Below are 13709 nucleotides of genomic sequence, written 5' to 3'. Positions count from 1 at the left end.
CGGTACAGCGGCTTTCCCGCACCACCTCACCGACGGCTCTGTTCTGCCGTGGCCGAGGTGCTGTTCCCGCCACCCGAGGCGCGCCGTGCGCCCTCCCTTCGTGGCTGCTCCCCCCATCTCCGCACGCCTCATGCCCTCCGTCCTCGAAAGGACCGGCCACCATGACCACCACTCTCGAACACCCCCCCGTACAGCAGCAGCCGGCCCGGGTCGCCGCCGGTGTCCTCGACATCGACGCGAGCGGGAAGGGGCAGTTGCGCCCCGCGGACTGCCTGCCCACATCCGCCGACCTCCAGGTCCCGGCCGCGCTGATCCGCCGTCACGGCCTGCGCAAGGGGGACCTCGTGGAAGGGGTCCGCGGTACCCAGCGCGCCCTGACCGAGGTCGCCCGCGTCAACGGCCGTGCGCCCGGGGAGCTCCGCGCTCGCCGCCACTTCCGCGACCTCACGCCCGTCCACCCGCACGAGCGGCTCCGCCTCGAACACCCGGCGGCCGGCCTCGCCGGACGGGTCACGGATCTCGTCGCGCCGATCGGCAAGGGCCAGCGCGGACTGATCGTCGCCCCGCCGAAGACGGGCAAGACCGTGCTGCTCCAGCAGATCGCCGCCGCCGTCGCCGGCAACCATCCCGGAGCGCGGCTGATGGTCGTCCTGCTCGACGAGCGGCCCGAGGAGGTCACCGACATGCGGCGCTCCGTGCGCGGCGAGGTGTACGCCTCGACGTTCGACCGGGCGCCCAGGCAGCACATCGCGCTGGCCGAGCTCGTCATCGAGCGGGCCAAGCGGCTCGTCGAGGCGGGCGAGGACGTCGTGATCCTCCTCGACTCACTGACCCGGCTGTGCCGGGCCCACAACAACGCGGCGGCCGCCGGTGGCCGCACCCTCAGCGGCGGTGTCGACGCGACCGCGCTGATCGGCCCGAAGCGGTTCTTCGGCGCCGCGCGGGCGGCCGAGGAGGGCGGCTCACTCACCGTCCTCGCCACCGCCCTGGTCGAAACGGGCTCCCGCGCCGACGACTTCTACTTCGAGGAGCTGAAGAGCACCGGCAACATGGAGCTCCGCCTCGACCGCGAACCGGCCTCCCGGCGGGTCTTCCCGGCCGTCGACATCAACGGCTCCGGCACCCGGCGTGAGGAACTCCTCTACTCCCCGGGCGAGTTGACCGCCGTACGCGGTCTGCGCCGGGCCCTGCGGACCCGGGACGGCCAGGCCAATCTGGAGACGCTCCTGGAGCGGATGCGCGAGACCCCGGACAACACGGCCTTTCTGCGCCGCATCCAGCCGACCCTGCCCGCCGCGTAGGACGCAACGTGCGGCATCCGGGTGCACGCACGCCCGTGTCCGGCACGGGAGGCGCGGGGAACGCCGGGTTCATTCCTACGTTGATCGTATGACGATCGGATTCTCTTCTCGGGCCGCTGCGACAGCCTGCGCGTTCTGTGTGGCGGGCGTCCTCGCCCTCGGCCCCGCCGCGGCCGCCGCCCCGGCCGCCCCGGCCGGCGCGGACCCCGGAACGCCCGGTGGACCAGGTGGACCGGGTGGCCCTCAGGTGACCGCGCCCCGGCCGTCCGTGCTCTACCGCTCCGGGACGCAGGTCAGACCCCACCGCGGCGCCCCCGAGGTCCCCGACGTCTCGGCGCTGTCCTGGCTGGTCTCCGACGCGCGGACGGGTGAGGTGCTCGCCGCGTCGAACGCCCACCGCAGACTGCCCCCGGCCAGCACCCTCAAGACCCTGTTCGCCCTCACGGTGCTGCCGGCCCTGCCCGGCGAGATCCGGCACCGGGTGAGCGAGGAGGAGCTCATGGGCATCGGGCCCGGCAGCAGCCTCGTCGGGGTCGCCGAGGGGCACACGTACCGGGTCGCCGACCTGTGGCGCGGAGTGTTCCTCAACTCCGGCAACGACGCCGTGCACGTACTGGCGGCCCTCAACGGCGGCTGGCACGCCACGGCCACCCGGATGCAGGCCAAGGCGCGCTCCCTGGGCGCCCTGGACACCCATGTGATGTCGCCCGACGGATACGACGCTCCGGGCCAGGTGTCCTCGGCGTACGACCTGGCGGTGTTCGGGCGGGCGGGGCTGCGCAACGCGGACTTCGCGCGGTACTGCGGCACCGCGGAGGCGAGCTTCCCCGGGGACGACGACTGGTCGTACGGGATCGCCAACACCAACCGGCTGCTGACCGGGGCGGACGGTGTCGAGCCGTACCCAGGGCTGATCGGGATCAAGAACGGCTACACCAGCAACGCCGGCAACACCCTGGTCGCCGCCGCCCGTCAGGGCGGACGCACCCTCGTCGTGACGGTGATGAACCCTCAGGCGGGCGGCGGGTTCGAGGTCTACGAAGAGGCGCGCGAGCTGCTGGACTGGGGGTTCGCGGCCGCCGGGCGGGTCGATCCGGTGGGCTCGCTGGACGCGCTGCGGGTCCGTCCGTGGCCGTTTCCCGGCCCCGGGCCGAAGCCGGAGTCCGCTCCGGAGTCCACGCCGGAGCCCGCACCGAAGTCCACGCCGGTGCCCCGCACGACCCCGGTCCCCGTCGCCGTCGCCGTCGACGCCGGCAACGCTCCCGGCTGGTCGGAGGCGGCGTTGATCGCGGGCGCCGCCGCGCTGGGCGGGGCCGCCGTGGCGCTCGTGCTGCGGCTCATCGGCCGTCGTCCCGCGGGGAGATGACCGACGGGCAGCCACACCAGCAGGCCGAGCGTGATCCAGGTGTAGGCGTTGCTGCCGAGGAAGCCGTCGACGCCTGACGCGTCGTCGAACCACAGCCACACCACGCTGGTGCACAGCACCGCGTACAGGGCGCCCGCGACGCGTGGGCGCCCCGCGCGGATCAGCACCGCGAAGGACGGCAGCAGCCACACCAGGTGGTGCACCCACGTCACGGGGCTGACCAGGCAGGCGGTGAGGCCGGTGAGGGCGAAGGCCGCCTGCCAGTCCCCCGCCGCGACCGCCCGCCGGGCCCGCCCCGCCCACCAGCCCAGCACCGCCAGGACCAGCACCGCCCAGACCGCCCGGCTCTCCACGCCCAGCCGCGCCAGGACGCCCTGGAGCGACTGGTTGGAGACGTAGTCGAGCCGGCCCACCCGGGTCGTGTCCCACAGGGCGCGCGTCCAGTAGAAGCGCGAGGCGTCCGGGGCGACCAGGGCCGCGAGCGCGGTGGCGGCCACCGCCACGGCCGTGGCCACCGCGGCCGCCCGCCACCTGCGGGCGACCAGCAGCAGGCCGATGAACAGCGCGGGCGTGAGCTTGACGGCCCCCGCCAGGCCGATGCCGACCCCGGCCCAGCGGGTCCGCCCGGACGCCGGCGGCCCGGCGTCGACGAGCACCAGGGCCAGCAGCAGCAGGTTGACCTGGCCGAAACTGAAGGTGTCGCGCAGCGGTTCGAACAGCGCGAGAGCGCATGCGGCGAGGCCGGCTCCGTACCAGCCGTACCGCCGCCACCGGGGTCCGACGCACATCCGCACGGCGAACGCCAGCGCCGCCAGGTTGAGCAGCAGGGCGGCCACGATCGCGGCGCGCAGCCCGACCAGTGCCATCGGCAGCATCACGACGGCCGCGAACGGCGGGTAGGTGAAGCCGTACGGTGTGCCCGGCACCCGGTAGTCGTAGACGCGGCCGCCGTCGTGGATCCAGCTGTTGACGGTGCCGTGGTAGACGCGCAGGTCGAACCAGTCGCGCAGCAGCGGCACCGTCGCGGTGAAGACGGTGACGGCGGCGGCGAGCGCGAGGAGCAGCAGGAGGCGGCCGCGGTCGGTGCGGGGTGCCCTCACACCCCGGATCGCGCCGGGCCTCACGCCGTACGTCCCAGGGCGCCAGGCGCCCGGTCCGCGAGGTGGGCCTGCCACAGGACGACCACGGCGAGCGCGCCGCCGGAGACGGCCAGGACCAGACGGCCCGTGTCGGCGGGGTCCCCGTCGGGCAGGACGGCGAGGGCGAGCACGCCCGCCACGGCCGCCGTCCGGTGGCGTGTCAGGGTGTCGGGGGCCGCCGCGGCGATGAGGAACAGACCCCACAGCGCGTACCAGGGGCGGATCGCCGGGCCGAACGCGGCCACCGTGGCGAGGCTCAGACCGAGCGCGTACACCGGGCGCGGGCGCAGCCGCCACCATATGACGACGAGGGCTACGGCGGTGACCACGAGGCCCAGGACGTGCCAGACGGGCACCGCCAGGGGCGCGAGGTCACTGCCCAGGCCCTCCAGGAGAGCGCGGGTGGCACGGCCCAGCAGGCTGGTGAGTGCCCAGTTGTGCGCGGAGACGGGCGTGTCCAGGGCGGCTATCCAGCCGTAGCCGGTGCCCGCGACGGCGGTCGCCACGACCGTGGTGGCGGCCGTCGCGGCCCCCGTGCTCAGCAGGGTCGGGACCGGGCGCCGGCCCGCGCGCAGTGACAGGACCACGATGGCGACGAGTCCCAGCGCGGCGGGCGCCTTGACCAGGGCGGCCAGGGTGACCAGGACGGCCCCGAGCACCGGGCGCCGGCCGAGCGCGGCCACCAGCCCGGCGCCGAGCAGGCCCAGCATGATCGCGTCGTTGTGGGCGCCGGCCACCAGATGCAGCAGTACCAGGGGGTTCAGTGCGCCGAGCCAGAGCGCGGCCGCCGGGTCGGCCCCGCTGTGCCGGGCGAGGCGGGGCAGGGCGGCCGTCATCAGCGCCACCCCCGCCAGCGCGACGCACCGCATGCCGAGCAGCCCGGCGGAGAGGGCGCCCCGGGTCAGTGCGGACAGGGCGGCGGCTACGGCGAGGAAGACCGGGCCGTACGGGGCTCCGGTGTTCCGCCACAGCGGGGCGACCTCTTCGGCGAGCGGACCGCCGAGCCGGGCCGGACCGTGCGCGTACACGTCGAGGTGCGCGTCCACCATGGCGCCCTGGGCCAGATAGCTGTACACGTCCCGGCTGAACAGCGGCGGCGCGATCAGCAGCGGCGCCGCCCAGACGACGAGGACCAGGACGAGGGCGCGGGGGGTCGGTGGATCCGCGCCGCGCACCAGGGTGCCCAGCAGGACCCAGGCCGCGGTCAGCAGCACCAGCCCGAAGTACACGCCGACCAGGCCGAGCACGGCGTGCACCGAGGACGGGGCCAGGAGCTCCCGTGCGGGCAGCGCGCCGGCCGTCTCGCCGCCGAGCGCGAGACAGGCCGTGCCGGCCAGACCCAGAACCTGGCAGCGACGGAGATCGACGGGGAAAGCCTTGGCCAACACTCCGTCATGGTCTCCACCCCGGGTGACGGCAGAGCGACATCGTGCCTTCCCGGCGGCGGCCTGCGCGTGACCGACGTGTGAGGTGAGGGCCGTGGCGCCGGGCTCCGCGGGCCCGGGTGGTCCCCCGGGTCGAGCCGCGGGCCGAGCCCCGGGCGTCAGAACACCGACAGGCCGGTCAGGGTCGTGAAGCGGTCCAGGGCGGCCACTCCCGCCACCGAGTTGCCCCGTTCGTCCAGACCCGGGCTCCACACGCACAGCGTGCAGCGGCCCGGTACGACGGCGATGATGCCGCCGCCCACGCCGCTCTTGCCCGGCAGGCCGACCCGGTACGCGAAGTCGCCGGCCGCGTCGTAGGTGCCGCAGGTCAGCATCACCGCGTTGACCTGCTTGGCCTGGCTGCCGGTGAGCAGCCGGGTGCCGTCGGCGCGGACGCCGTGCCGGGCGAGGAAGCCGGTGGCCAGGGCGAGGTCGGCGCAGGAGGCGGTGAGGGAGCACTGCCGGAAGTACTGGTCGAGGAGGACCGGCACCGGGTTGTCGATGTTGCCGTAGGACGCCATGAAGTGGGCGAGGGCGGCGTTGCGGTCGCCGTGCGCGGCCTCGGAGGCGGCGATCTCCTCGTCGAAGCCGAGCGTGGCGTTGCCGCTCTCCGCACGCAGGAAGCCGAGGAGTTCGCTCGCCGCGTCCCCCGTACGGGTCTGGAGCCGATCGGTGACGACCAGCGCGCCCGCGTTGATGAAGGGGTTGCGCGGGATGCCGTTCTCGTACTCCAGCTGGACCAGGGAGTTGAAGGGGTTGCCCGAGGGTTCGCGGCCCACGTGCTCCCAGAGTTCGTCGCCCTCGCGGGCCAGGTCCAGGGCGAGGGTGAAGACCTTGGTGAGGGACTGCGTGGAGAACGGCACCCGCCAGTCCCCCACGCCGTACACCGTGCCGTCCGGCTCAGCGACGGCCATGCCGAACCGGCGCGGGTCGCAGGCGGCGAGCGCCGGGATGTAGTCGGCGGGGCGGCCCCGGCCCGGGGTGCGTTCCATCTCCTCGGCGATGCGGTCCAGGACCGGCTGGAAGGCACGGGACGACGTCGTTGTCATGATCACTATTGTGCCTCCGTACCGGTCCTGGCGCGTCGTCGCAGGTGACGGATGTCAGACGAGGGGTGTTCCGCTGCCCGCCAGGACCTCGGGGCGCAGCAGGGCGGCGAGCCGCTCGGCGGGCAGCAGACCCTTCTCCAGTACGAGTTCGGCTACGCCGCGACCGGTGACGAGGGCCTCCTTGGCGATGTCGGTGGCCGCCGTGTAGCCGATGTGCGGGTTGAGGGCGGTGACCAGGCCGATGGAGTTCTCGACGCTCGCGCGCAGCACCTCGGTGTTGGCGGTGATGCCGTCCACGCAGCGCTCGGCGAGGGTGAGGCAGGCGGCGCGCAGATGGGTGATGGACTCCGACAGGGAGTGCAGGATGATCGGCTCGAAGGCGTTGAGCTGGAGCTGTCCGGCCTCGGCGGCCATCGTGATGGTGACGTCGTTGCCGATCACCTCGAAGGCGACCTGGTTGACGACCTCGGGGATCACCGGGTTGACCTTGCCCGGCATGATGGACGAACCGGCCTGCACGGGCGGCAGGTTGATCTCGCCGAGGCCGGCGCGCGGCCCGGAGGACAGCAGCCGCAGATCGTTGCAGCTCTTGGAGAGCTTGACGGCGACGCGCTTGAGCACGCCGGACATCTGGACGAACGCGCCGCAGTCCTGGGTGGCTTCGACCAGGTTGGCCGCGGTGACCAGCGGCAGCCCGGTGATCTCGGCGAGGTGGCGGCGGGCGGCCTCGGCGTATCCGGCAGGGGCGTTGAGGCCGGTCCCGATGGCCGTGGCCCCCAGGTTGATCTCATGGATCAACTGGACGGCCTCGTCAAGACGGTTGCGGTCCTCGTCAATCATGACGGCATAGGCCGAGAACTCTTGACCGAGCGTCATCGGCACCGCGTCCTGCAACTGTGTACGGCCCATCTTGAGCACGTCACGGAACTCGACGGCCTTACGGGCGAACGCGTCCTGGAGTACGGACATCGCCTTGAGCAGTCCACGCACCGCGAAGACCGTCGCTATCTTGACGGCGGTCGGGTAGACGTCGTTGGTCGACTGCCCGAGGTTGACGTCCTCGTTGGGATGCAGGTACCGGTACTGCCCCTTCGCGTGCCCCAGCAGCTCCAGCGCCCGGTTGGCGACGACCTCGTTGGCGTTCATGTTGGTCGAGGTGCCCGCGCCGCCCTGGACGACGTCGACGACGAACTGGTCGTGCAGCTTGCCCGCGCGGATCTCACGGCAGGCGGCGACGATGGCGGCCGTCTTGTCAGGCGCGAGCAGGCCGAGCTCCTCGTTGGCGAGGGCGGCGGCCTCCTTGACGGCGGCGAGGGCGTCGATGAGATGCGGGTAGGCGGAGATCGTCGTCCCGGTGATGGGGAAGTTCTCCGTGGCGCGCAGGGTGTGGACGCCCCAGTACGCGTCGGCCGGGACGTCCCGGTCTCCGAGCAGGTCGTGTTCGCTGCGGGTGACGGCGGCGGTCATGAGGGTGCGGCCTCTTTCCGAGGGTGAGGGTGCGGGTGCGGGTGATCGGCGGGCGGCGCGGGAGTGGGGTGGCGCCGGCTCGGGCGGTACGGGGTGACGACCGCCCGAGCCGGTCGGGCACCGGTCCGGTGGTGACCGGACCGGCGATGAGGGGGCCGGGCGCAGGGGCCGGGCACGGGGGCCGGGCACGGGGGCCTGGTCGGAGTGCGGGACCTGGGGCGGGGCCTGGTCGGAGTGCAGGACCGGGGGCGGGACCTGGTCGGAGTGCGGGACCTGGGGCGGGGCCTGGTCGGAGTGCGGGACCGCGCGGGCGGGGATCCGGCGGTGCGCCGGTGACCACCGCGCACACCCGGTGGTCACCGGAGTCCGTCAGGCGCAGGCGCGCACGGTGACCGGGTCCAGCGCGCGGACCGGGCGGACGCGGCCGACCGGTTCGCCGCCGCCGAGGAGGGGCTCTCCCGCGAACTCGGTGAGGAGGGCGGGGTCCACGCCGGCTCGGACGAGGGCGGCCGCGGTGACCGGGACGCGGGCGCGGTTCGCGCCGTCGGAGATCTTGACGGCGACGGCCCTGCCGTCCGGGAGCGCGGCGACCTCGACGCCCTCGAAGCCGTCCTTCGCCAGCAGGCCGGGGACGGCGCGCATCAGCGCGGCGACGTCCCGGCCGGAGCCGGAGGCCATCTCGGCGTGCTCGCGCATCGCGTCGGCCACCCGCGCCTCGGGGGTGCCGGGCGCCGAGGTGGTGACACGGGCGGCGGCCCGGGCGAGGCCGTGCAGGGAGACCGAGAACAGGGGGGCGCCGCACCCGTCGACGGTGACCGTCGCGATCCGCTGTCCGGTGAGGTCCTCGACGATCTCGGCGATCGCCTGCTGGAGCGGGTGCTTCGGGTCGAGGTAGTCGTCCAGGGACCAGCCGTTGAGCCTGCACGTGTACAGCATGGCCGCGTGCTTGCCGGAGCAGTTCTGGGCCGGCCGGGAGGGCTCGCGGCCCTCCCGTATCCACGCGTCGCGGACCGCCGGGTCGTACGGCAGGTCCGTGACGTTGCGCAGGGCGTCCTCCGGGACGCCCGCCAGTTCGAGGATCCGCCGGGTACCGGCGAGGTGGCGTTCCTCGCCGGAGTGGCTGGCGGCGGCGAGTGAGAGCAGCTCGCCGTCGAGGGGCAGCCCGGCCCGGACCATGGCGACGGCCTGGACGGGCTTGAGCGCCGAGCGCGGGTAGAAGGCGGCCTCGATGTCACCGAGCTGGAGCTCGAGCTCACCGCCCGCGCCGAGGACGACGACGGAGCCGTAGTGGATGCCCTCGGTCACCCCGCCGCGGACGAGGTGGGCTACGGGTGTGTGGAGGGGTTCGCGGATCGCGGGGGCGTCGGCGAGGGAACTGCTGTACATCACTGCCTGCATCACTGGTGGGTGGTCGGCGGCCGGCGACGGGGTCACGCGTCCGCCTTGGACGAGGTGCGGGCGAGGTTGCGGCGGACGGCGTACCACCCGGCGACCAGCGCCGCGACGATCAGCGGCAGGCACAGCACGGTGGTGCGTCCGGCGCCGCCGTCGGCGTACATCAGGACCAGGACCGACGCCAGGAAGAACAGCGTCACGAGTTCGGTCCAGGGCGAGCCCGGCAGCCGGTAGCTCGGCCGGGTCAGCTCGCCCTTCTGGGTCTTCTGCCAGAAGAGCAGGTGACAGATCATGATCATGCCCCAGGTGGAGAGGATGCCGATCGCCGCGAAGTTCAGCACGATCTCGAAGGCGTCCGCCGGGACCACGAAGTTGAGGCCGACGCCCAGCACACAGATACCGCTGGTGAGCAGGATGCCGCCGTACGGGACCTGGCTGCGGCTCATCACGCCGGTGAACTTCGGCGCGGAGCCGGACATCGCCATGGAGCGCAGGATGCGGCCGGTGGAGTACAGGCCGGAGTTGAGCGAGGACATGGCCGCGGTGAGGACGACAAGGTTCATCACCCCGCCCGCCGCGGGGATGCCGATGTTGGCGAGGACCGTCACGAAGGGGCTCTCGCCGGACGTGTACTTGTTCCACGGCAGCAGCATCGACAGCAGGACCACCGAGCCGACGTAGAACACACCCACGCGCCACATGATGGAGTTGATCGCCTTCGGCATGATCTTCTCGGGGTTCTCGGTCTCACCGGCGGCGACGCCGACCAGCTCGACGGAGGCGTAGGCGAAGACGACGCCCTGGATGATCAGCAGCATGGGCAGCAGGCCGCTCGGGAACACACCGCCGTTGTCGGCGATGAGGGACGGGCCGGGGGTGGCGCCGTCCACCGGGTGCTGGGTGACCAGCAGATAGATGCCGATACACATGAAGATGACCAGCGCGCTGACCTTGACGATGGCGAACCAGAACTCCAGTTCGCCGAAGATCTTCACCGAGATCAGGTTCACGGTGAGGACCACGGCCAGGGCGATGAGCGCGATCACCCACTGGGGTATGTCGGAGAACATGCCCCAGTAGTGGGTGTAGGTGGCCACCGCGGTGATGTCGGCGATGCCCGTGGTGGCCCAGTTCAGGAAGTACATCCAGCCGGCCGTGTACGCGCCCCTCTCGCCCATGAACTCGCGGGCGTAGGACACGAAGGCACCGGAGGACGGCCGGTACAGGACGAGCTCACCGAGGGCGCGCACCACGAGGAAGGCGAAGATTCCGCAGACCGCGTAGGCGATGAAGAGGGACGGGCCGGCGTCGGCGAGGCGGCCGCCGGCACCGAGGAAGAGCCCGGTGCCGATGGCGCCGCCGATGGCGATCATGTTGACGTGGCGGGACTTCAGGGACTTGCTGTAGCCCTCGTCTCCGGCGTCGACGTGACGGGTCGAGGGGCGCGTCTCGTCTTTGAGGTGCTGGTCGCTCACGCCGCGGGTCCGCCTTCCAGGGGAGTGTCCGTGCGCGGGGCGCGCACGATGTCGGTGAGGGTCGTCTCGACGCGGTCGAGGTGGTGACTCATGGCCTCCACCGCGTCGGGCTCGGAACCGTCGATCAGCGCCTCGACGATCGCCCGGTGCTCGCGGTTGGACTGCTCGCGCCGTCCGCCCAGCTCGTTGAGGAAGGCCGACTGACGCGCCAGTGCGTCCCGGATCTCCTCGATGACCCGGCGGAACACCGGGTTCTGGGCGGCCTCGGCGACGGCCAGGTGGAAGAGGGTGTCCATCGCGACCCACGCGGTGGTGTCCGTCTCCCGCTCCATGCGGTCGAGCAGATGGGCCAGGTGGTCCAGGTTCTCCGGGGTGCGGCGCAGCGCCGCGTACCCGGCGACCGGGACCTCGACGTGCCGGCGCACCTCGAGCAGGTCGCTGGCCGCGTAGTCGCCGAAGGTGGGGTCCTCCACGGTGTTCGCGATCACAAAGGTGCCTTTGCCCGTCTTGGCGACGGTCAGGCCCATCGTCTGGAGGGCGCGCAGGGCTTCCCGCAGGACGGGCCGGGACACCTCGAGGGTGCGGCAGAGCTCCGCCTCGGAAGGGAGCTTGTCGCCGATGGCGTACCGGCCGCGCTCGATGGCGCCGCGGAGGTGGGTGAGGACCGCTTCCATCGCACTGATGCGCCGCGGTCCCGCTCCACCTGTCTGGCTGTCTGACAGGTTCACGGAAGCGATACTCCGGGTGCGCTGCCGCCGCTGTCAAGACGCGCCTTGAAACAAAAAATTCAGGGGGCGGGGAGGCTGAAAGGCACCTTCCCGCCCCCTGAGGGGCCACGAGGGAATTCCCCGACCGGCCGCCGACCGGCTGTCGACCGGCTGCCGGGCCGGTCAGCTGTCGAGGACTCCGCCGGCCAGCAGCCCGAACAGCGCCACTCCGACGACGAGCCGGTAGATGACGAACGCGTTGAAGGAGTGCTTGGCGACGAACTTGAGCAGCCAGGCGATCGACGCGTAGGCGACCCCGAAGGACACCGCCGTGCCGACGGCCAGGGGCGCCGCGTCGGCACCCGTGCCCAGGGCGTCCTTCAGCTCGTAGATGCCGGCGCCGGTCAGGGCGGGGATGCCGAGGAAGAACGACAGCCGGGTGGCGGCCACCCGGTCCAGGTCGAGCATGAGCGCGGTGGACATGGTGGCGCCGGAGCGGGAGAAGCCGGGGAAGAGCAGCGCGAGGATCTGGGAGCTGCCGACCAGCATCGCGTCCTTGAACGAGGTGTCGTCCTCGCCGCGCTTGTGGCGGCCCATCTGGTCGGCCGCCCACATCACGCCGCTGCCGACGATCAGCGAGCCCGCGACCACCCACAGCGAGGCCAGCGGCCCCTCGATGAGCGGCTTGGCGGCGAGGCCCACGACGACGATCGGGATCGTCGCGTAGATCACCCACCAGGCGAACTTGTAGTCGTGGTGGTGACGCTCCTCACGGTCGCGCAGCCCGCGGAACCAGGCCGAGACGATCCGCACGATGTCCTTGCGGAAGTACACGAGCACGGCGGCGATCGCCCCGACCTGGATGACGGCCGAGAACCCGACGACGGCGTCGTCGTCGACCGGGATGCCCATCAGGCCCTCGGTGATCTTCAGATGGCCCGTGGAGGAGACGGGGAGGAACTCGGTCACTCCCTCGACGGCTCCGAGGACGACGGCTTGGCCGACGGAGATGGCACTCATGGAATCCAGTTCTGAGGAGACGAATCGGTCGACAGCGTTGTAGACGCTCCGGTGTCGTACACAGTCCTACCAGGCGCGGATCCGGCCGGACCGCCTACGACCACGCCCACTGGCCTGTCGCGACGCCGGCGAACGCGGCCCCGAGACCCACCACCACGCTCGCGACGGCGTTGGCGGCGGCGTACAGACCCGCGCCGGTCTCGGTCAGCCGCAGTGTCTCGTACGAGAACGTCGAGTACGTCGTCAGCGCTCCACAGAAACCCGTCCCCAGGAACAACCGCAGGTCGGGACCGACGGCAGCGGCGCCGGTCAGGGTGCCGAGGATCAGGCAGCCGCCGATGTTGACGACGAAGGTGCCCCAGGGGAAGAGCGAGTCGCGCCGGGCCTGCACCGCGCGGTCGGTCAGGTAGCGGAGCGGGGCGCCGATCATGCCGCCGACGACGACCACCAGCCAGTTCACAACGACTTCTTACCCTTCATGCCCGAATCGCCCCGGTTCTCGGCCCAGCTCTCGGCCCGGTTCCCGCCCCGCTTCCCGCCTCGGCCGACATACCGGATGACCTCGCAGGGATCGAGGGTCACCATGCCCTCCGTGACCAGCTCGTCGAGCTCGGGCAGGAAGGCCCGCACCCGCTCCTCGGTGTCCACGACGACGATCGCGACCGGCAGGTCCTCGCTGAGCGAGAGCAGCCTGGAGGTGTGGATCAGCGAGGAGGCGCCGAAGCCCTCGATGCCGCGGAAGACGCTGGCGCCCGCGAGACCGGCCGTGTGGGCGCGGTGCACGATCTCCGTGTACAGGGGCTTGCGGTGCCAGGTGTCGTTCTCGCCGACGAACACGGTCAGCCGCAGGGCCCTGCCGGTCAGTCTCGTCATCGCTGCCTCCACCGGAGAACGTGGCGGGTCGCCGTGGCCGCCAGCCGGACCACGAGGAGCGCCGCGCACAGGGTCGCGGCGAGATAGACCAGGGCCGTGCCGGGACGGCCCTGGCCGAACAGCGTCCGGACGTCGACGGCGTACGTCGAGAAGGTGGTGAACCCGCCCAGCACACCGGTGCCGAAGAACGGCCGCACCAGCCGGTGGGTGGTCACCGCCTCGGTGACCACCACCAGGAAGACACCGATCACCGCGCAGCCGACGACGTTCACCCAGAAGGTCGTCCAGGGGAACCCGCCGGTCTGTGTGGGCCACCAGAGGGAAGCCGCGTAGCGGGCGGCGGCCCCGATACCGCCACCGACGGCCACCACGGCGACCACCGGGAGCTGACCCGCCCCGGTGGCCCTGCGTGCTGCGCCGGTACGGAGGCTCTCGGCCTCCGGAGCTGTCATGTCGCACGTCTCCTGCCCTGGCCCGGAGCACCCCACCTCGT

12 protein-coding genes and 1 pseudogene are annotated in these 13709 nt (G+C 72.4%); 2 read left to right on the top strand and 11 right to left on the bottom strand.

Annotated elements, in window-relative coordinates:
* Window positions 1-161 precede the first annotated feature (161 nt).
* The gene (gene rho, locus ACFWBD_RS09190; RefSeq protein ID WP_385664837.1) at window positions 162-1301 is read left to right on the top strand and encodes a transcription termination factor Rho; all 1140 of its coding nucleotides are present in this window, start codon (window positions 162-164) and stop codon (window positions 1299-1301) included.
* 88 nt (window positions 1302-1389) lie between these two features.
* Window positions 1390-2253: pseudogene (locus ACFWBD_RS09185) on the top strand (D-alanyl-D-alanine carboxypeptidase family protein); the annotation flags it as partial.
* Window positions 2254-2336: 83 nt separating this feature from the next.
* Here ACFWBD_RS09185 and ACFWBD_RS09180 read toward each other — a convergent pair.
* The 11 genes from ACFWBD_RS09180 to crcB (ACFWBD_RS09130) all read right to left on the bottom strand — a co-directional run bounded on the left by ACFWBD_RS09180 (window position 2337) and on the right by crcB (ACFWBD_RS09130) (window position 13668).
* Entirely contained in the window at window positions 2337-3767 is a 1431-nt protein-coding gene (locus ACFWBD_RS09180; protein ID WP_385664834.1) for a glycosyltransferase 87 family protein, read from the bottom strand.
* Window positions 3768-3787: 20 nt separating this feature from the next.
* Window positions 3788-5194 (bottom strand): polyprenol phosphomannose-dependent alpha 1,6 mannosyltransferase MptB, encoded by a 1407-nt coding sequence (mptB, locus tag ACFWBD_RS09175; protein WP_385664831.1) that lies wholly within the window; start codon window positions 5192-5194, stop codon window positions 3788-3790.
* A gap of 155 nt (window positions 5195-5349) precedes the next feature.
* Entirely contained in the window at window positions 5350-6279 is a 930-nt protein-coding gene (locus ACFWBD_RS09170) for a glutaminase (RefSeq protein WP_385664828.1), read from the bottom strand.
* 54 nt (window positions 6280-6333) lie between these two features.
* A complete protein-coding gene (gene aspA, locus ACFWBD_RS09165; RefSeq protein ID WP_385664826.1) occupies window positions 6334-7746 on the bottom strand; it encodes an aspartate ammonia-lyase in 1413 nt (470 codons plus the stop codon).
* A gap of 369 nt (window positions 7747-8115) precedes the next feature.
* Window positions 8116-9132 (bottom strand): asparaginase, encoded by a 1017-nt coding sequence (locus tag ACFWBD_RS09160; protein WP_385665282.1) that lies wholly within the window; start codon window positions 9130-9132, stop codon window positions 8116-8118.
* A gap of 44 nt (window positions 9133-9176) precedes the next feature.
* Entirely contained in the window at window positions 9177-10616 is a 1440-nt protein-coding gene (locus tag ACFWBD_RS09155) for an amino acid permease (protein WP_385664823.1), read from the bottom strand.
* Window positions 10613-11290 carry a FadR/GntR family transcriptional regulator gene (locus ACFWBD_RS09150; protein WP_020126059.1) on the bottom strand — a complete coding sequence of 226 codons (678 nt, stop codon included), beginning with the start codon at window positions 11288-11290 and terminating at the stop codon, window positions 10613-10615. Before ACFWBD_RS09150 ends, ACFWBD_RS09155 begins: the two co-directional genes overlap by 4 nt.
* Before the next feature lie 216 nt (window positions 11291-11506).
* Window positions 11507-12343: an undecaprenyl-diphosphate phosphatase gene (locus ACFWBD_RS09145; protein WP_385664820.1), complete on the bottom strand. Its 837-nt coding sequence runs from the start codon at window positions 12341-12343 to the stop codon at window positions 11507-11509.
* A 94-nt stretch (window positions 12344-12437) separates the two neighbouring features.
* On the bottom strand, window positions 12438-12803 hold the full coding sequence (gene crcB, locus ACFWBD_RS09140) for a fluoride efflux transporter CrcB (RefSeq protein WP_385664817.1): 366 nt from the start codon (window positions 12801-12803) through the stop codon (window positions 12438-12440).
* Window positions 12800-13216 (bottom strand): DUF190 domain-containing protein, encoded by a 417-nt coding sequence (locus ACFWBD_RS09135; protein ID WP_385664814.1) that lies wholly within the window; start codon window positions 13214-13216, stop codon window positions 12800-12802. Before ACFWBD_RS09135 ends, crcB (ACFWBD_RS09140) begins: the two co-directional genes overlap by 4 nt.
* Entirely contained in the window at window positions 13213-13668 is a 456-nt protein-coding gene (gene crcB / locus ACFWBD_RS09130) for a fluoride efflux transporter CrcB (RefSeq protein ID WP_385664812.1), read from the bottom strand. Before crcB (ACFWBD_RS09130) ends, ACFWBD_RS09135 begins: the two co-directional genes overlap by 4 nt.
* Window positions 13669-13709 lie beyond the last annotated feature (41 nt).

The organism is Streptomyces sp. NPDC060002 (assembly GCF_042737245.1).
Taxonomy (GTDB): Bacteria; Actinomycetota; Actinomycetes; order Streptomycetales; family Streptomycetaceae; genus Streptomyces.
Note: the sequence above shows the minus strand (reverse complement) of the source record. Positions and strands in the feature narration are given on the sequence as shown.

Coding starts and splice junctions, on each gene's coding strand:
- rho (WP_385664837.1), top strand. CDS start 162: ATGACCACCACTCTCGAACACCCCCCCGTACAGCAGCAGCCGGCCCGG.
- ACFWBD_RS09170 (WP_385664828.1), bottom strand. CDS start 6,279: ATGACAACGACGTCGTCCCGTGCCTTCCAGCCGGTCCTGGACCGCATC.
- aspA (WP_385664826.1), bottom strand. CDS start 7,746: ATGACCGCCGCCGTCACCCGCAGCGAACACGACCTGCTCGGAGACCGG.
- ACFWBD_RS09160 (WP_385665282.1), bottom strand. CDS start 9,132: ATGTACAGCAGTTCCCTCGCCGACGCCCCCGCGATCCGCGAACCCCTC.
- ACFWBD_RS09150 (WP_020126059.1), bottom strand. CDS start 11,290: ATGGAAGCGGTCCTCACCCACCTCCGCGGCGCCATCGAGCGCGGCCGG.
- ACFWBD_RS09145 (WP_385664820.1), bottom strand. CDS start 12,343: ATGAGTGCCATCTCCGTCGGCCAAGCCGTCGTCCTCGGAGCCGTCGAG.
- ACFWBD_RS09135 (WP_385664814.1), bottom strand. CDS start 13,216: ATGACGAGACTGACCGGCAGGGCCCTGCGGCTGACCGTGTTCGTCGGC.
- crcB (WP_385664812.1), bottom strand. CDS start 13,668: ATGACAGCTCCGGAGGCCGAGAGCCTCCGTACCGGCGCAGCACGCAGG.